Here is a 17814-nt window from a genome sequence, read left to right on the forward strand (position 1 = left end):
ATGCGCAGACTCCGCGCCGCAAGCCTCCTCGCCGTCGTCGCACTCGGAGCCGCCACCGCCGCTCCGATCGCCTCGGCCGCCCCTCTCGACGACGGCGTCGAGCTCACCCTGGTGTCGACGACCGACACGCACGGGCACGTCTACGACTGGGACTACTTCGCGAACGCGCCGTACCCGGCCGACGGTGCGCTCGGCCTCACCCGCGTCGCGACCGAGGTCGACCGCCTCCGCGCCGAGAAGGGCGAGGAGTCCGTGCTCGTCATGGACAACGGCGACGCGATCCAGGGCACGCCGCTCACCTACTACTACGGCCTCGGCGACGGCGCCGCAGGCGTCCTCTCCGGCGAGACGACGCACCCGATGGCCACCGCGTTCAACACCATCGGCTACGACGCGCAGGTCGTCGGCAACCACGAGTACAACTACGGGCTCGACATGCTCAGCGCGTACGAGGGCGATCTGAACGCCCCGCTGCTGGGCGCGAACGTCGTCGACGTCGCCACGGGCAAGCCGTACCACGACCCCTACACGCTGATCGAGCGCGAGATCGACGGGAAGACGGTCACCGTCGGCGTCCTCGGCCTCGTCACGCCCGGCGTCCGGGTCTGGGACAAGCAGTACGTCGACGGCGTCCTCGAGTTCCAGGACATGGTCGCCGCCGCGAAGCAGTGGGTCCCGATCGTGCAGGAGCAGGCCGACGTGGTCGTCGTCCTCGCGCACACCGGCCAGGGCACGGTGCCGGACGCCGAGTACGACGCCGCCGACCTCAACGAGGACGTCGTCAACAACATCGCGACGCAGGTCCCCGGCATCGACGTGGTCGTCGCCGGCCACAGCCACAAGGACCTGCCGCAGACGCTGTTCACCAACGTCGCCGGCGAGCAGGTGCTGGTCACCCAGCCCGAGTTCTGGGCGCAGGGCCTCACCGAGGTCACCCTGAACCTGGTGCCGGACGCCGCGGGCGGCCTCGAGGTCGACTGGTCGGCCGGGAACGCACCCGTCACGCAGCCCGTCTACGCGAAGGACATCGCCGAGGAGTCGCCCGCACTGGTCGACGCCCTCGCCGAGCAGCACGCCGCCACGATCGAGTACGTGAACACCCCCGTCGCCGACTCGGTCGAGGAGCTCTCGGCCGCGACCTCGCGCTACGAGGACACCCCGATCATCGACTTCATCAACACCGTCCAGGCCGAGACCGTCGAGTCGGCGCTCGAGGGCACCGAGTGGGCCGACCTGCCGGTGATCTCGCAGGCGTCGCCGTTCTCGCGCACCGCCGTCTTCCCGAAGGGGCAGGTCAGCATCCGCGACATCGCGGGCCTGTACATCTACGAGAACACCCTCCGCGGAGTGGAGCTGACCGGAGCCGAGGTGCGCGACTACCTCGAGTTCTCGGCCCGCTACTTCGTGCAGACCGCCGAGGGCGCCGTGTTCGACCCCGAGACCGGCACCAACGCGACGACCGAGGACCGCCCCGACGGCATCCCGGACTACAACTACGACGCGATCTCGGGCCTGGACTACGTGATCGACGTCTCCCAGCCCGCCGGCTCGCGGATCCGCGGTCTCGCCCACGCCGACGGGACCCCGGTCGCCGACGACGAGCGCTTCGTGATGGCGGTCAACAACTACCGCCAGAGCGGCGGAGGCGCCTACCCGGCCGTCGCGCAGGCACCGCTCGTCTACGACGAGCGTCTCGAGATCCGCCAGCTCCTCATCGACTGGTCGACCGCCCGCGGCGTGATCGACCAGGCCGACTTCTACGACCCCAACTGGTCGCTGACGACGGAGCCCGCCGCCGAGGTCCCGGTCACCCCGGCGCCGACCGAGCCCGGCGCCCCGACGGAGCAGCCCACCACCGCTCCGTCGCCGCACCCCACCACCACGGCGGCCCCCGTCGCGGGAGGCTCCGGCCCGGGCTCGCTCGCGAACACCGGCGCCGACGCGGCCGGCCTGATCGGCGGAGCCCTCGTGCTGCTGCTGTCGGGTCTCGCGCTGGTCGTCGCGCGACGCCGCCTCGCGGCCTAGCCGAGCAGGGCACGGGCGGCGGTCGGCGGGGTCTCCCGCCGGCCGCCGTTCGTCGTTCCGGAGGATCGCGGGACGATCGGGCCGCGGACCGGCGGCTCAGTCCCCGCGGCGTCGCGACCGGCGGGCCCGCCAGGCCGAGAACGCCCCGGTCGACCAGAGCGCCCAGACCACCAGCAGGGGCTGGAAGACGAGCCGCACCGCGCGCGCCGCGTCCGTCTCGAGGCCGAACGCCGGCGTCCGCGTCACCAGCTGCGAGATGTTCCCCGGGAAGACCGCGACGAAGAACGCGGCCACCACGACTCCCACGATCACGCGCCACCGCACGAGCACGACGAGCGCGAGCCCGAGCGCGATCTCGACGACGCCCGACGCGACGACCACCAGGTCCGGGTCGGCCGGCAGCCACGGCGGGACCTGCGCCTGGAAGGCCTGACGCGCGACCGTCAGGTGCGCCGTGCCGGCCGTGACGAGCAGCAGGCCCAGGAGGATGCGGGCGAGAGTGCGCGGAACGGAGCGGCGTCCTCCGTCGGGCGCTGTGGCGGCGGTCATGCCCCCCAGTCTGCGCTCGGAGCCCGCTCGCGCCGACCGCGCGCGCGTTCCGGCGGCGCCCCGTATCCTCGTTACCGCCCCGTCCGCAGACCGTGAAACGAGTTCCATGAGCACCCTGCCCCGCCTGATGGCCTTCGACCTCGACGACACCCTCGCCGCCTCGAAGTCCCCCGTCGACCCGGCGATGGCCGACCTCTTCGTGAAGCTGCTCCAGGCCACCGAGGTGTGCATCATCTCGGGCGGCCAGATCGGCCAGTTCCGGATGCAGGTGCTCGACCGCCTCGAGGGCGCCGACCCCGAGGTCCTCGCGAAGCTGCACCTCATGCCCACCTGCGGCACGCAGTACTACCGGTACGAGAACGGCGACTGGGCGCAGATCTACGCCGAGAACCTCACCGAGGACGAGAAGTCGCGCGCGCTCGCCGCCGTCGAGGAGAAGGCGAAGGAGCTCGGCTACTGGGAGTCCGAGACCTGGGGCCCGATCCTCGAGGACCGCGACTCGCAGATCACCTTCTCGGCCCTCGGCCAGTCCGCGCCCGTCGAGGTCAAGCAGGCCTGGGACCCGGACGGCGAGAAGAAGAACACCCTCCGCGAGGCCGTGCAGGCCGTGCTCCCCGACCTCGAGGTGCGCTCCGGCGGCTCGACGTCGGTCGACATCACCCGCAAGGGCATCGACAAGGCGTACGGGATGAACAAGCTCACCGAGCTGACGGGCATCCCTCTCGACGACATGATCTTCGTCGGCGACCGCCTCGACCCGGACGGCAACGACTACCCCGTCAAGGCGATGGGCGTCGAGTGCTTCGCCGTCGAGGGCTGGCACGACACCGCCGCGTACCTCCGCTCCTACGGCCTGTAGGCCGCGCCCCGCGAGCCTCTGCCGCGGCGGGGGCGCTGCGGCAGGGCGGCGCCGGGCGGGCGTCGTTCAGCGGTCCTCGTTCAGCGAGCCGGCGGCGGTGCCGCCGAGGGCGAGCCGGAGCCGCTTGGGCAGTCCGGCGACGACGATCGCGTGGGACTCCTCGATCAGCTCCAGCACCAGCCCGGACTCCACCGCCCCGCCCGCATCGACGGTCACCCAGTGCTTCTTGTTCAGGTGGTACCCGGGCTCGATGCCCTCGACCCCCGCGACGAGGTGCACCACGTTCTCGGGCAGCGCCTTGACGCTCACGACGGGGCGCTCGAAGCGCTCCGACTCGAGCGCGAAGACCTTCCCGGCGACCTTCCACACCCGCGTGCCCGGGCCGAACGGGAAGCTCGCCTCCGCCCCCGCGAGCCCCTCGAGGAGCCGCCGTACCGCCGTGTCGTCCATCCGATCATCCTCCCGCACCCGACTGCGCCGGAGGCGGAACGCGCCCGCTCACCGGACCCGACCCGAGTCCCATCGGAGCGGCGCCCGTCGCCGCCGCTCCGGCGCCGAGGTCGGACGACGCGACGGCAGCGTCGGAGGAGCCGGAACGGAGCGGACGTCCTGATGGGTCGATGAGCGACTGCGGATGCGCCGGCGATCCTCCTCTCGCCGCCGGGGATCCGCGAACGAGCCCGCGCCCGGCCGAGGTGAGGCCGATCAGTCGGATCACGACGAGGCCGTGCAGCCGACGGAGACGCTGCACCTGAACGAGGAGGACGCCCTCGGGAGGCGGTCCTGCCCGTGCGCGCCTGGTGACGGAATCACGAAGGCCGCAGAGGCCGTCCTCCGATCGGCCTTGTAGGGGTTCCTCGGGCGGGAAAGCGAGCGGGGAGACGCATCCGGGCAGCCGACACCGGAGCGCCTCATCCGGCCGGACTCACGGCCCGATCGATCCGCCAGGAGAGAGAAGGAACACAAGCGGGAGACGGCTCTGCGCCTCACCTGTCGATCAATCATCTCTCTTGCGGCAGAACAGGGCGACCTCGGAGTGAGGCGGATAGTCGTTCCGCCGCCGTTTCGGAGCCTCTCTCATCTGTCTCGAGATCGTCGAACCCCGTTGCGTGGAATTACTTGGTGTGCAGTAGTCTCAGGCCTGCCGCGGGAAGGACAGCCCTCTCGCGAAATCAATCGTCGCGGAAAAACTCTCGGGACGCTGCGACATGAGCAGTGGATCTTCCGAGGGAACGTCTGCCGTCTACGGCTCAGGTCGTTCGTTGAAGATCCGCAGGCCATTCGTCCAACCAGAGAGGCATATTATGTCGAACACGTCCCCTTCTGATTCGCCCGTTCCGGCTCGCAATGCGGTTCCCGGCCGCCGGACCGTCCTGCAGGCGGCCGCATGGACCACTCCCGTCGTCGTCGCGGCGATCGGTGCGCCGCTCGCCGCCGCATCGGCCCCGGTGACCGTGCGCACGGTCGCTTTCGTCGACCAGGAGGGTGGCGATGCCACTACTTCCTACACGACGAGCAGCTGCAACCCGTTCAACGCCTACCTCCAGGTGAGCGATTCCGGAGTTCCGGCCGCCGCAGGCATCGCGGTGACGGTGACTCTGCCGACCGCGCTGCGCTGGTACGACGGCACGGCCACACCTCGCACGCTGTTCACGGGTGCCGGCGGAAGCCTCCTCCTGGAGGGCTTCAACGGTCTGCGTTTCGCCACCGCCGGAGTCAGCCAGACGGGCACCATCACGGCCACGACAGCAGGCGTGGTGAATCCGGCCCAGCCGACCGTTCCCGTGGCCGATGCGACCACCGCAGCGATCGTGAACGGCACCAGCGGCACCCGCACCTCGACCTTCCGCGGACGTCGCAACAATGTCGAGTCCGAGATGCCGGAAGCGGTCACCACTGTGGTCGATTTCGCAGTCGCGTGGACCGGCGTCGGTGACACGGCTGCGTCTGCGACCTACCTGAGCTACGTCGTCTCCCAGAACGGCGACGTCTACTCGCACACCGCCCCCTCCGGCGGCTTCTACGAGTGGGACACGACGACCCCCATCCGCATCGGCATGACCAGCATCGCGGCGGATGACGGTCTGATCATCGCCGGCGGCGACCGCGGAGCCCGCCTGTTCTCGGCCAGCGGCAGCACGGTGTACGACTGGGACGGCGTCGCGCTCGCGGCCGCGCCCGGAGGCCGCACTGTCCTCGACATCGCCGTGTCGTTCAGCGACGACAGCCTGTGGCGGGTGTCGCTCGTCGCGACCGACGGGACGGCATGGGAGGCGACGAAGACCATCGAGGCCGGAGCGTCTTGGTCGCCGTGGACGCAGGTCCTCGCCACAGTCACCGGGCTGCGTCAGGTCGCCGCCGACACCCAGGTCTTCGGCGCGACGCGTCGCATCTTCGCGACGACGGCCGCTGTGTTCGACCAGGACGGCACCCAGCTCACCGCACTTCCGGCCGGACGCACGGCGAAGGACCTCGGAGTCGAGATCGGCGGCAACTGGATCAACGTGATCGGTGACAACAACCAGTACTACCGCACCCCGTTGAGCAACCCCGGGACGTGGGACAGCAACAGCACCGGCAGCCCCGTCGTCACGATCACGAACGTCACCAGCGTGGCGTCGGCCTCGACGCCGAACATCGGCATCCGCGCGTTCTACGTGGCAGGCGCGGCACTCTGCGGCTGAGCTGATCACCAGGGGGCGCCCTGACGACGGCGCGCCCCCCCGAGCAGGACTCGCGGGTCCGGTGACGTCCTCCCCTCGATCACCGAGGGAGGACGTCACCGGACCCGCTCGTGCGAGCGGATGCCTCGCTCACAGGACGACCGGCTCGGGCGGACGGGGACAGGGCCTCGATCCCCGGTCGCGCTCACCGGCCCGAACCCGACACGACCCGAGCGATCCGCGACGTCCTGAACGGAGAGCGGAAGCGCCCCGGGAAGCCGTGACACGGCTCGTCATCGGCTCCGAGCAGCTCCCCGTCGAGGCAGGATCGTCCGCCGGCGAGGCACTCGCCCCCGGAGCGCCCGACCACGGGCGCCTGGCCGCGGCCGTGGCCGGAGCCGATGACCGCAGACGCATGCGCCGATCTCGGCTCCACGCCCAGGAGCACTCCGGCGCAGCACCTGTCCGTCTCGATGAGCACGAGTATGCCGTCGTCGTTTCCGGCAGCGGAAGCGTCCTGCTCGTCCCTGCCGGCGACGAAGTGCCCGCCGTCGGTGCCCGACGATCGTCCGCCGGTCTCCCCTCGCGAGCTCTCGCGGCGCCTCTCCCGAGTCTTCTCCTGCCGTTGCGCGTCACGCCCCATCGACAGCGGCGGGACGCCGCGACACCGCATCAGCACCGGACGCACGAGCGCCGACCGCGCGAGCCGAGAGACCTGAGCCGCCCGACGGATCCGACCCGCCGAACCACCTCGACTCCCCGTGCTCGGGACGTCTCCGCCGCCGACGTCCGAGCGGTCGTCGACGGCGCACAACGGAGGTCCGAGCGCGTCCTCATCGTCGGGGAATAGTCGGAATAGCCGAGAGCATCCCCTAGGAGGGGCCTTTGCGCGGAGCTTCGCTCAGGACGGAGGAGCACGACGCCCGACCACTACGCTGAGGGCAGGTCGCTTATGCGAGAGAACAGCGGTCAGTCGCAGACAGGGCTCACACGGTGAAACTGCAAACACCCACTTCCACGAAGAGCTCTTCCTCCGAGAAGGGCCGGAGCTCCTGGTCCCGAGCAGTGGCCAGAAAACTCGTCATCACCGATGTCCTCGTCATCGTGTTCTCGGTCTTCAGCAGTCAGTTCTTCTGGTTCGGAGTGGAGAGCCGAGAATTGTTCGTGGCCGGCCATCAGCCGGAGATCGCGGGCCTGCTCGCGAACTACTGGATCGTCTCCTCGATGATCGTGGTGCTGTGGGCCGCCCTGTTGAAGTTCTACGCCACACGCGAAGACCGTGTCCTCGGCGGAGAGGTGACGGAGTACAAGCGCATCCTCGATGCGACGCTCCTGCTGTTCGCCGTGATCACGTGCGTCGCCTACCTCGGCCAGATCGGCTTCGCCCGCGGGTACATCATCACCGCGCTCCCGCTCGGCCTCGTCCTGCTCTGGCTCGGACGCGGAGCCTGGAGGGTGTGGCTGCGGCAGCAGCGGAGCGCGGGCCGGTACTCCTCCTCCGTCGTCCTCGTCGGCTCGCCACGGAGCGTCGAGCACATCTACCGCGAGCTCGTCCGCGCCACCGGGGCCGGGTATCTCGTTGTCGGCGTGTGCATCCCCGAGGATCTGGCCAGCGATCGGGTGAGCGGGTGGGGGGTGCCTGTCTTCGAGAACATCACGGTGGATGCGGTGCCGGGCATCCTGAACCGGACCGGCGCCGATACCGTCATCATCACGAGCAGCGACCACCTGCCACCCGAGCAGATCCGACAGTTGAGCTGGAGTCTCGAGCCGAGGCGCCAGCACCTGGTCATGGCGCCGAGCCTCACCGACATCAGCGGACCGAGGATCCACATGCGCCCGGTGGCGGGCCTTCCTCTCGTGCACATCGAGACACCTCGATTCGAGGGCAGCAAGCAGGCCCGCAAGCGTGCCCTCGACATCGTCGGATCGCTGAGCCTCATCGCCGTGCTGATGCCTCTGATCGCCTCGGTCGCACTGGCCGTCAAGCTGACGAGCTCGGGGCCCCTGTTCTATCGCCAGACGCGGATCGGCATCAACGGCAAGCCCTTCGGCATGATCAAGTTCCGCTCGATGGTGGTGAACGCTCATGATCAGCTCGCCGAGCTGCTCGCCGCTCAGGGAACGTCCGGAACACCACTGTTCAAGATCACCGACGACCCTCGCATCACACCGATCGGACGCTTCATGCGCAAGTACTCGATCGACGAGGTCCCTCAGCTCTTCAACGTGCTGAGAGGCGACATGTCGCTCGTCGGGCCGCGGCCGCAGGTGGCGGGAGAAGTCGAGCTCTACGACGAGGCCGCGCGCCGGCGCCTCAACGTCAAGCCGGGCATGACCGGGCTCTGGCAGGTCAGCGGGCGGTCGACGCTCTCCTGGGAGGACGCCATCCGACTGGATCTCTACTACGTGGAGAACTGGTCGTTCACCGGGGACCTCGCGCTGCTCGCAAGAACCGTGCAGGCCGTCGTCGCCCCCGGAGGCGGCGCCCACTGACGCATCGGGCCACCGCGCGAGCGGCCGGTCCTCACATCTCGGTGACGACCGCGTCGTCGATGCCGACCGTTCCCGCGGCGGGGTCGTTCAGGCCGACGGTCACGCGGAAATGCGACGCCCAGGACGGCGCCTGGCGATCCACGCCGGTCGCGGGTCTTACCCGGAACGGGAGTGCCGCGGCCATCGCCGCCATCGACTGCGTCGTCGAGGAGACGGGCTCCGAGCGGACGGTGACAGGGATGCCGCGGGCGTCACGACCGGAGACGGTGACGAAGGACTCCGAGACGATCATCGACCCGTTCGCAGCGGCCTGTCCGATGACGAGGTCGGCGGCGTAGACCCGCCCGGGTCTGCTGAGCACATCGAACGAGAGACTCGTCTGTCCGGTGCCTGTCTTCCGGACCAGGAGCCGCCCTGACGCGACGGCGAGCGTGGCCGACGGGCTCGCACTCCGAGAGGTGGCGTCCGGAGTGTCCAGGTACGCGTCCGCGACCGTGCCCACATCGAAGGCTCCATCGACGAGCCGGTTCGCGGCGCGGTGGACGAGAACCGAGGTCGGCACGACGGAGGGCTCGTCCAGGATCGAGACGTCCGCCAACCGGACGAGTCCGGTCCCTCCGACGAGGTAGCCCGATGCCGGAGCGACGTTGCGGAAGGAGGTGCTCGTCACGACGATCCCGCCTCCCCAGCTCCTGTGAGCCGTCTCGAAGACTGTGGCCGCCGCCAGCGGGGCGGCGGCGGAGACCGTGCCGCCGTTGATGCTGATCCTGGCCGTCGTCGTCGCAGCGGTGGAGAACGCGCTGACCGTGCTCGCCGGGGTCAGGCGGACGGTCGCAGCGTGCAGCGTGACGGCACCCCCTGAAGCCTCGACCGCGCGATCGCATCCGCTGATGGCCAGCGACGTCGTGTGCAGCTCGCCACTGGTCGACGCGGAGGACAGTCCCGTCGTGCACGAGCGCACAGAACCGCCGACCATCGCGAGATTCGACCCAGGGGCAGTGCTGGCGACCAGGACGCCCGTGCCGCACTCCTCCACGGCCACGTGGAAGAGGCGCAGATGCTCGGCGCCGGGACCGAACCGGACACCCGTCTCGAATCCGATGATCTCCACTCCGTACAGTCCTGCGCCTCGGACGCCTGTCGCCGAGGACAGCTCGAGGCCGACGGATCCAGGAGCCGCTCGGCCGGGACCCGTGAGGCGCAGTCCGCGCAGGCTCACGCGCGTGTGCGGCGCATCATCGGAGGCCTCGGAGGCGGTGAGGACGAGCGCCGATCCCGACACCGCCGTCGCATCGACATCGCCTCCGGCGAACTCCATCGACACACGCGAGAGGTCGATCGTCAAGGGTGCTGTCAGCACGACGGGCTCGGAGACGACCAGGAAGGACTCGGTCGCGAGGGCGTGAGCCGCGTCGAGAGCGGCCCGGAGCCGCTGCTCAGCAGTCGCTCCCGGGAACTCGGTCGAGTCCCGGAAGCCGTCCAGCCGTGCGTCCGGGAAGGCGTTGGCCGCTGTCGCCGGGGGGGCCGTCGCCACCGCCGTCACGGCGCCCGCGCCCGCTGCCGCCGTCAGGCTCAGAAGCGCCCGTCGTCCTCGATCCCGCGATGATGCTCCCATTCCCGAACAGTACGGAGGAAAGGCCGCCGTCACGACCGCCGTTCACACCCCCCGCACGGCGCACACTGCTGCACGATGTCTCACCTTCAGCGCGAGGGCAGCCTGTGGACCACGTCTGCTGTGCTCAGCTCCAGGAGGAAACTGAGCACGTCCTCCTCGAGGACCTCTCGGGGGACGCCGAACTCGTCGGCGAGCCCCGCGAGGATCTCGACGGTCGTGGACGGATGCTCGAGCCTTCTCCAGATCGCGTGCGCCGTGCCCTTCAGCACGAGGGGCACGGGAAACGGCGACAACAGGTTCAGCAGCACCGCCTGCGCGTCGTCCTCGACGAAGGCCAGCTGATCGGATCGCGCCCACACGGCGTGATCCAGAGCTCCCGGATCGACGGTGGTCACGAGTGGGTCGCATTCTCTCGGCGACGGCGTCGACGATCGGCGGCGAGCGAGCGCACGAGCCCGAGGAACGCCCGCAGATCTGACAACGACGGCCGATCGAAGCGGACCATCCCCGTCTCCGCAGCCCTCCGGCGCGCCCGGCGTGTGAGACCGATCACGGTCGTCAGCGCGGACACGATCAGCACGATGCGCCGCTTCCCTGTGGCCTCGACGAAGGCGAGCGCCCAGTGATAGCTGGACCGCCCCGTTCCGGCCACCCGCAGATCCCACAACCGGCGCTCGTGCACGGCCAGGTCGTCCGGCACGTCCAGCCCGAGGGCGTGGAGCACCGGGCGGAGGGGGTAGGCGCTGCGGGTGCTCTCGACGAGCAGGAGCAGCGCCTCCCGGTCCGATTCGCTCGCGCCCCTGAGGAACCCGATGACCGACTCGAGCTCGGACGTGCTCCGGGCAAGGAGGGGATCCTTCAGCGCGTGGAGCGCGACGACGACCGCGCCCGCGACCGGGGAGGGCACAGCGACCCTCCTGTGCGCGATCGTCACGGTCCGGTGCGACGTCCACAGCACGTCGAGGACTTCCTCCGGCTCTGCGAAGAATCCGGGGTAGCGGTCGTGCACGTCGATGTCGCAGGTCCACTGCGGATGGAACAGGGTCACGGAGTGCACCGGGTACGCGCGCGGGGCCGGGCGGTCGGGCCGGGGGATCCATCCGCGCTCGGCCAGCAGGTCGACGAGGCGCTGGACGTCCGCCGGGTGGACGAGCACGTCGACATCGCTGGACACGCGTCTCGTGCGGATGCCCTGTGCATGGGCGGTGGGCCCCTTGATGAACAGGGTGCGGAGCCCGTGCGTGGAGGAGAGGTGGGCGGTGAGGGCGTGTGCAAGGTGTACCGCATCATCGAGGGAGAGCTCGGTCGTCGCGGGTGCGGAGCTCACCGTCGATCCGACAACTGCCGGTGCCGACCGGTGGACGGCGCCGGACGCACCGCCATGGATCGCGACACCGCCGCTGCCCGTCGCTCCGAGTCGAGGCCGGACCGGGCGATCGAGGTCGTCGCCGGCAGCGGCTCGGAGGCGAGCGATGCGGCGTACGCCAGCGCGATCCACACGGTCAAGGCGGTCCACGCGGGGGCGGAGGCCAGAGCGACGGCGAGGAAGACCCCCAGACCCAGTGCCGTCCCGTTGCGCCGATATCCCCGCACGATCAGCATCACGAGGAGGACGGCGAAGAGGGCCAGGGCGATCACTCCGGTCTCGGCAGCGAGCTGGGCGTAGACGTTGTTCGCGAGACCGCGAGAGGCGCCGTTCGAGGTGAGCCCCGCCACCGCCTGGGAGTAGTCGGTCCTCCACACGCCGAACCGGCCGGGTCCGACTCCGAACAGCGGATTGTCCGCGGCCATGGTGAAGCCCGTGCTCGACGACTGGGATCGGACGTTCAGCGAGCGGGTGCCGACGTCGACGGCGCCTGTGCCCAGTCCGAGCTTCGAGAGCTGCGCGAGGACGAAGCGCTGCAGGGCGGGAACGAGCAGGACGATCACCGCGCCCAGCGCGCCGACGCTGAAGATCTGCACTCCCACTCCCCGCTGGGGGCGGAGCGTCGCCGTGAGGACCGCCGCAGAGACGGTCGCGATCAGTGCCGACGTCGACTGCGAGTAGACGAGGCAGGCGACGGCGGCGGCGATTCCGATGCGGTCGCGACGGCGCAGGCAGGCGAACAGCGCGATCCCGGCGAAGAAACCGAGGTAGTTCCCCTCGAGGAACGGGCCGTTCCTCGGCAGGCTGACGCCGAAGGTCGCCCCCATCTGAATCGTCGAGTTGAGGAGAGCGGGCAGCGGGACCCCGGCGAGGTGGAGGGCCAGCTGGATCGCGCAGAAGACGAAAGCGAGGCGGACGGCGATCGAGAGAGCCCGCTCCATGTCCTGGAATCCCAGTCGGTGGCCGACGTACCACCAGACCACGAGGGCCAGCAGAGCGTATCCGCAGTAGAGGATCATGTCGTTGGTGAAGCCCAGGTCATAGCCGTAGGCGGCTGGAACCTCGGGTTGCTTGAACAGGAATGCCCAGATCGTCGCCAGAACGACCAGCGCACCGAGCCCCAGCACGATCTCCCGTCCCACCGGCGTGTACCGGTCCTTCTGGACGGTGATCACGGAGAAGCCGATGGCCAGGATGACGGCGATCTCGGTGATCTTCAGCGGAGAGCCGACCTGAATGGTGAGCGCCTGCTGGAACGGCATGAAGACGATGGCGAGGAACAGAAGCCGCTGGACGACATCCAGACGCGCCGCGCCCTCTCGCGTCGTCGCGGTCGCAGCGCCCCCTCGAGCCATCGCGCGCCTCATCTCCGACGTGATCGATCATCGATCGTCTCCTGCAGCAGCTCCGTTCAGCTCTGTAGGACTACAGACTAACCACGGTCCCGGTCCCCCGGAGGTGGTCCCCTTTCGACCTCATACCGTCGGCCGGGAGCACATAGGATCGCTCACGGAGTCATGCCGACGGACCGCGTGGTCGGTGAGGGATCCTGTCCGATGGACATCGACAGGGACCGGAGCCTTCCACGGCTCGGCCAAGCCGGAAGGGCGCGAACGGTTGACAAGCGGATCCACACTCGCTGAGGACTGGCGCGAAGGCGAGCGCACGATCGTGCACGTGACGGAGAGCTTCGGCGCAGGTACCGCGTCGGCGATCAGCGACTACGTAGCGGCCACGCCCGCCTTCCAGCACAGGCTCGTGTATTCACCGCGGGAGGACTCTCCGGTACCGGAGAGCGCCTTCGCGTCGTTCGCAGGCGTGACGGCGCTGCCGACAGGGCACGTCGCCCGAGTCCGCGCTCTGCGAACGGTTCTGGCCGGAATGCCGGGCGCTGTCGTACACGCGCACTCCAGCTTCGGCGGAGCGTACGCGCGCCTCGCGGTCCGGGCGGGCCGGCGACGTCCGATCGTCTACACGCCGCACTGCTACGGCTTCGAGCGCCGAGACCTCCCGCTGCCCGCCCGGGCGGCGTTCCGGGTCTTCGAGGGCGTCCTCGCCTTCAACACCACCGTGTTCGCCGCCTGCTCAGCTCGCGAGGCCCGTCTGAGCCGGTGGCCGTTCAGCCGGGCGGAGGTCGTGCACGTCCCCAACTCGGTGCCCGCCTCGCTCCCGCCCGCCACTCGCCCCGGCGGGCCGAGGCCTCTCCGCCTCGTCGGCGCCGGTCGGCTCTCGACGCACAAGGATCCCCGATTCTTCGCCGAGGCCGTGGAGGCCGTGCGCGCCGCCGGCCATTCCGTCGACGCGACGTGGATCGGCGGAGGCGAGGGGCGTCACCGCACCGCCCTCGACCAGGCCGGCGTCCACGTCACCGGCTGGCTCAGCCGCGACGAGGCGCTCCGCCGACTGGGCGATGCCGACGTGTACCTGCACAGCGCGCAGTGGGAGGGGATGCCGATGGCCGTTCTGGAGGCGCACGGCATGGGGCTGGCCCTCGTCGTGCGGGACATCCCCGCCTTCGATCGCCTCGGCCTGCCCCTGGTCGCGCACTCCCCCCACGATGTGGCGTCGTACTGGGGCGATCTGGAGGACCCGGCGGCCCGTTCCCGTCTCGTCGCCGCCGCCGAGCACGCCCTCGCCCTGAACACCGTGCAGCACCAGTCGCAGATGCTCGAGCGGCTCTACCTCGGCCTGCTGCCGACCGCCCCTCGGAGGAGGAAGCCATGACGACAGTGCTCGTCTCCGCCCGTGTCCTCGACAGACAGGTCGGCGGCAACACCCGATACGCCCGCACCGTCTACAGCGGGCTCGCCGGACACGGCGTGCAGCACGTGCTGTCCCGACCTCCGATCGAGGGGGGCCGAGCCCGCAGCGCCGTCTACGGCGCCTATGAGGGACTCGTGCTGCCGAGGCTCCGCCCCTCCGGGATCGACGTCCTCCACTTCCCCGCGGACACGGGGCCGCTGGTTCCGAGCCGCCTCCCGATCGTCGGCACGATCCACGGGCTGGCGACACTCCACGTGGACGATGTGCGCAGCCGGAGCTCCGACCGGTTGTGGCGCCTGCGCGTCGCGCGTCTCGCAGCACTCTCGACCACGATCATCACGGTCTCCGATTCCTCCGCCCGGGACATCGCGACTGTCGCACCCGACGCCGCCGGGAAGATCGTCACCATCCCGCACGGGATCGACCACGACACGTTCAACACCCGCTCCACCGACCAGGACTCCGTCGCGCTCGACGAGCTGGGGATCGACGGCCCGTACTTCCTCTACGCGGGCAACCTCGACCCCCGCAAGAACATCATCGAGCTGTGCCGAGCCGCCTCGAAGGTCTTCGACGAGACGGGGGTGCCGCTCCTGGTGTCCGGCGCTCCGGCGTGGGAGAGCGACGCGATCCTCGAGGCGGTCCGCGGAACCCGCGGCGTGCGCTACCTCGGCCGCGTACCGGATGAGGCGCTCGTCCCGCTGCTCCGGGGAGCGCTCGCCTTCTGCTTCCCCTCCACCTACGAGGGCTTCGGCTTCCCGGTCGTCGAGGCCATGGCGTGCGGCGTTCCCGTCATCTGCAGCGATCGCGGGTCGCTCGCCGAGGTGGCGGGCGGCGCGGCGCTGACGCTCACCGACATCGGCGCGACGGCGATCGCCGATCACATGCGCGAGATCGTCGCCGATCCGTCCCTCCGCAACGACCTGCGGAGCCGGGGTCTGATCAACGCTCGACGATTCCACTGGTCGGACTCCATCGCAGCGCATGCTCGCGTCTTCGAGGAGGCCGCGCGGTGAGGGTCACGATCGTCCACGCCTACAGCACCACCAACTCCGGCGACGGCCTGCTCGTCGAGGAGGCGCGGGAGCTGGTCCTCTCGGCCCTGCCGACGGCGGAGATCACGCTCGTCGCCCTCGATCCCGCGAGCTTCGACGAGGAGCTCTACGAGAGTGTCCTGCACCCCCTCACCGGCCGTGCCGGCAGCATCGGCAGCCTCGAGACGCTGCGACGCGGTGGGGTCGCGCTGCTCTCCGGCCGCCGGAGCGCCGGCTACGCCCGGGCGATCGCCGGGTCCGACCTCGTCGTCGGCGTGGGGGGCGGCTACCTCCGCACCAAGAATCCCGTCGAAGTCGTCAAGATGATGTGCACCAACTTCGTCCAGATGCCCCGGCGCAGCGACCGCGTTCCGTTCGTCTACCTTCCGCAGAGCATCGGGCCGCTCAATCTCGGGACCCGCCGTGTGATCGCGGCGCGACTGGCCCGCGCCGTCGGGGTCTTCGCCCGGGACGACCGCTCCGTCGAGGAGCTGTCCGGCCTCGCGAACGTGCACCGCGCTCCGGACATGGCCCTTCTGGGCCTCCCCGACGAGTTCGATCCGAGGACCGTCGTGCGGGCCGGAGCTCCCGGGCCCGTCGGGATCGTCGCCCGCGCGCTGTCCTCGAGCCGGTCGCGACGTGCCGCCTACGAGTCGCGGATCGACGCCCTCGCGCGCGATCCGGAGTCGGAGCTGCTCGCTCAAGCCACCGCTCGCGGCAACAACGATCCGCAGTTCTACGAGCGGCTCGGCCACGAAGGGCCATTCCGCCTGCTCCGCGACGCGGTCGGCAGCGGAGTCGCGGATCGGCCGGCGGTCGTGGTCTCGGTCCGGCTGCACGGCAGCATCCAGACCATCCGCAGCGGCGTTCCGAGTGTCCATCTGAGCTACGAGCGGAAGGGCTGGGGTGCCTACGACGACCTCGGGATCGACCGGTTCGTGCACAACGCCTTCGACGCCGATCTCTCGCTCATCCGCGACCAGATCGCTGAGCTGCGGGAGGACCCGTCCGACTACTGGAGGCGCGTCGGAGACTCCGTGTCGGCGCTTCGGATGCAGCGAGGACGACTCGTCGACCTCCTCGTCGACGCCTCCGGACCGGTCGGGCGCCCGTGAAGATCGTCTTCGCGAGCCACACCGCCGAGGTCGGGGTCTTCCGAGTGGGGAGCCACCACCTGGCTCGCGAGCTCTCGCGCCTCGGGAACACGGTGACGCACGTCTCGACGCCGTCCTCGCTCCTGCACGCGGGGCGCCTGCGGGACGCCACCGTGCGGGCCCGCTTCGGTCTTGCGCTGCGAGGTCCACGCACGGACGCGGCGGGCGTCGTGCACGCCGAACCGCTCACCGTCGCCCCACTGGGATCGCTCCCGGCGCGGATGCGGACGCAGTCTCTGCGGGTGCCGCTGCGGCCCTGGCGGGCGCCCAGTGGGGCGATGCGTCCTGATGTCCTCATCGTCGACCAGCCCCTGATGGGCGTGCCGCTCCTCGAGCTCCTGCAGCCGAAGCGTGTCGTCTACCGGCCCACGGACGCTCATTTCGAACCGGGGATGCGGGCGGCGGAGATCGAGCTCCTCGAGCGGGCGGACGCTCTCGTCGCCACGTCGGAGCCGGTGCTGCGCGCGGTCTCCGAGGGAGTGGCCGCGCCGGAGCGCACGCTGGTCCTCGAGAACGGAGTCGAGTACGAGCGGTTCCACGGTCTCGGTGCCGAGCGTGCGGGAGTCGTCTACCTCGGGGCGCTCGACCGCCGCTTCGACTGGGGAGGAGTCCGGATGCTCGCCTCGGCGTTCCCTGACGTCCCCTTCCGACTCGCCGGTCCGCTCCCGAAGAACGTGGAGACGCTGCCCGCGAACGTGGAGCTGCTCGGCGCCGTGCCCTACTCCCGGGCGCCCGCGCTGCTGAAGAGCGCCCGCGTCGGGCTGCTCCCGCTCTCGGACGACCCGGGCAACGCGGGTCGCAGCCCGATGAAGTACTTCGAGTACCTCGCCGCCGGCCTCAGGATCGTCTCGTCCGCCTCCCCTGCACTGCGAGCCCGCTCCGCCCCCGGCGTCTGGCTCTACGACGACCCTGCGGGCGCAGAGAACGGGCTGCGGTCCGCGCTGGAGGCTGCGGCGTCGGGACCCAACCGGGAGGGCTCGGTCTACGCGGAGCAGTACGGCTGGCACCGTCGCGCCGCCGACCTCGCACAGCTGCTCGACGCGGTGCTGGCGGCACCGCGCCGAGTGCGGCGCTGACGGCCCGTCCTCAGCGCCGCCAGCGGTCGATCGGGAAGGCGTCCAGCAGGGGCGCCGGATCCCACGCAGCCAGCGGGCGTCTAGGAGTGCAGCCGGATCCGCGTCGCGTGAGCCACGGCGGAGTCGAGATCATCGAAGAGGGTGTACTCCGACCCGGTCCGTCCTGTCCCCTCGAAGTAGTCCTGGTCCGTGAACGGCGGCTCGGCGCTGAACG

Annotated in this window: 14 protein-coding genes; 8 read left to right on the forward strand and 6 right to left on the reverse strand. The window is 70.3% G+C overall.

The genetic code is table 11. The features are described 5' to 3' along the window. Nucleotides 1-2025 carry a bifunctional UDP-sugar hydrolase/5'-nucleotidase gene (locus C5C44_RS08995; protein WP_104335717.1) on the forward strand — a complete coding sequence of 675 codons (2025 nt, stop codon included), beginning with the start codon at nucleotides 1-3 and terminating at the stop codon, nucleotides 2023-2025. A 96-nt stretch (nucleotides 2026-2121) separates the two neighbouring features. Here C5C44_RS08995 and C5C44_RS09000 read toward each other — a convergent pair whose 3' ends face one another. Continuing rightward, nucleotides 2122-2574, reverse strand: coding sequence for a DoxX family membrane protein (locus tag C5C44_RS09000; RefSeq protein WP_104234284.1), 453 nt, complete (start codon nucleotides 2572-2574; stop codon nucleotides 2122-2124). Between the two features lie 106 nt (nucleotides 2575-2680). Here C5C44_RS09000 and C5C44_RS09005 point away from each other — a divergent pair, with 106 nt between their 5' ends. Then, nucleotides 2681-3433 (forward strand): HAD-IIB family hydrolase, encoded by a 753-nt coding sequence (locus C5C44_RS09005; RefSeq protein WP_104222786.1) that lies wholly within the window; start codon nucleotides 2681-2683, stop codon nucleotides 3431-3433. Between the two features lie 66 nt (nucleotides 3434-3499). Here the strand turns inward: C5C44_RS09005 and C5C44_RS09010 are convergent, their stop codons facing one another. Then, complete coding sequence (locus tag C5C44_RS09010) at nucleotides 3500-3883, reverse strand: MmcQ/YjbR family DNA-binding protein (RefSeq protein WP_104222787.1); 384 nt, start codon at nucleotides 3881-3883, stop codon at nucleotides 3500-3502. Between the two features lie 854 nt (nucleotides 3884-4737). On the opposite strand from C5C44_RS09010, the gene C5C44_RS09015 reads away from it, so the two are divergent. Beyond that, a complete protein-coding gene (locus C5C44_RS09015; protein ID WP_146084325.1) occupies nucleotides 4738-6117 on the forward strand; it encodes a hypothetical protein in 1380 nt (459 codons plus the stop codon). A 1044-nt stretch (nucleotides 6118-7161) separates the two neighbouring features. Beyond that, entirely contained in the window at nucleotides 7162-8592 is a 1431-nt protein-coding gene (locus C5C44_RS09025; RefSeq protein WP_258063295.1) for a sugar transferase, read from the forward strand. Between the two features lie 31 nt (nucleotides 8593-8623). Here the strand turns inward: C5C44_RS09025 and C5C44_RS09030 are convergent, their stop codons facing one another. The 4 genes from C5C44_RS09030 to C5C44_RS09045 all read right to left on the reverse strand — a co-directional run bounded on the left by C5C44_RS09030 (nucleotide 8624) and on the right by C5C44_RS09045 (nucleotide 12928). Next, nucleotides 8624-10126 (reverse strand): hypothetical protein, encoded by a 1503-nt coding sequence (locus C5C44_RS09030; protein ID WP_146084326.1) that lies wholly within the window; start codon nucleotides 10124-10126, stop codon nucleotides 8624-8626. 167 nt (nucleotides 10127-10293) lie between these two features. After that, the gene (locus C5C44_RS17010) at nucleotides 10294-10602 is read right to left on the reverse strand and encodes a PqqD family protein (protein WP_181027179.1); all 309 of its coding nucleotides are present in this window, start codon (nucleotides 10600-10602) and stop codon (nucleotides 10294-10296) included. Continuing rightward, nucleotides 10599-11534, reverse strand: coding sequence for a nucleotidyltransferase family protein (locus C5C44_RS16700; RefSeq protein WP_181127690.1), 936 nt, complete (start codon nucleotides 11532-11534; stop codon nucleotides 10599-10601). Before C5C44_RS16700 ends, C5C44_RS17010 begins: the two co-directional genes overlap by 4 nt. Further along, entirely contained in the window at nucleotides 11531-12928 is a 1398-nt protein-coding gene (locus tag C5C44_RS09045; protein ID WP_181065509.1) for an O-antigen ligase, read from the reverse strand. The genes C5C44_RS16700 and C5C44_RS09045 overlap by 4 nt, the downstream gene beginning before the upstream one ends. Here C5C44_RS09045 and C5C44_RS09050 point away from each other — a divergent pair. From C5C44_RS09050 to C5C44_RS09065, 4 genes are read left to right on the forward strand one after another with little or no spacing between them, the layout of a single operon-like run. Further along, entirely contained in the window at nucleotides 12843-14297 is a 1455-nt protein-coding gene (locus tag C5C44_RS09050) for a glycosyltransferase family 4 protein (protein WP_258059310.1), read from the forward strand. The genes C5C44_RS09045 and C5C44_RS09050 overlap by 86 nt on opposite strands. Continuing rightward, nucleotides 14294-15352 (forward strand): glycosyltransferase family 1 protein, encoded by a 1059-nt coding sequence (locus tag C5C44_RS09055; protein WP_104225715.1) that lies wholly within the window; start codon nucleotides 14294-14296, stop codon nucleotides 15350-15352. Before C5C44_RS09050 ends, C5C44_RS09055 begins: the two co-directional genes overlap by 4 nt. Continuing rightward, entirely contained in the window at nucleotides 15349-16485 is a 1137-nt protein-coding gene (locus C5C44_RS09060) for a polysaccharide pyruvyl transferase family protein (RefSeq protein ID WP_181027183.1), read from the forward strand. The genes C5C44_RS09055 and C5C44_RS09060 overlap by 4 nt, the downstream gene beginning before the upstream one ends. After that, entirely contained in the window at nucleotides 16482-17600 is a 1119-nt protein-coding gene (locus tag C5C44_RS09065) for a glycosyltransferase (protein WP_104327658.1), read from the forward strand. The genes C5C44_RS09060 and C5C44_RS09065 overlap by 4 nt, the downstream gene beginning before the upstream one ends. Nucleotides 17601-17814: the final 214 nt, after the last annotated feature.

Source organism: Rathayibacter sp. AY1F6 (assembly GCF_002932035.1).
In the GTDB taxonomy this organism is placed as follows: Bacteria; Actinomycetota; Actinomycetes; order Actinomycetales; family Microbacteriaceae; genus Rathayibacter.